This is a genomic window from Pseudomonas sp. HMSC067G02 (assembly GCF_001813485.1).
In the GTDB taxonomy this organism is placed as follows: domain Bacteria; phylum Pseudomonadota; class Gammaproteobacteria; order Pseudomonadales; family Pseudomonadaceae; genus Pseudomonas; species Pseudomonas aeruginosa.
In genome coordinates, this window is record NZ_KV812724.1 from 1 (window position 1) to 314 (window position 314).

Annotated in this window: 1 protein-coding gene; it reads left to right on the top strand. The window is 57.0% G+C overall.

The window, feature by feature from the left end; translation table 11 throughout:
• Positions 1-34 precede the first annotated feature (34 nt).
• Positions 35-314: hypothetical protein (locus HMPREF2914_RS27170; protein WP_070702874.1), on the top strand; the 280-nt coding region annotated here is incomplete at its 3' end.

The following is a 314-nucleotide window of genomic DNA, read 5'->3' on the forward strand; positions in this document are numbered from 1 at the left end:
GCCCCATCAACCATTAAATCCGTATACCCAGAATATCGACATCCCCTACAAAACCCTCACCAAGGGCGTCGCGATGTTCAAACACAAAGAAGACACCTTGGAACCCGACGACCACGCCTTGCTCAACCCTCTGCGCTGGGCCGAGGTCGTGCGTCTGGGTCAGGAAGGCTGGGAGCTGGTGAGCGTTCAGCCACTCATGCGGGGCGTAACCGAGATCGGCAATCAAAACGCCCAAGGCTGGGCTTGGGGCGTCGCTCTGCCCGTCAGCTACCTACTGTTTTTCGGGTATACGGATTTAATGGTTGATGGGGCAC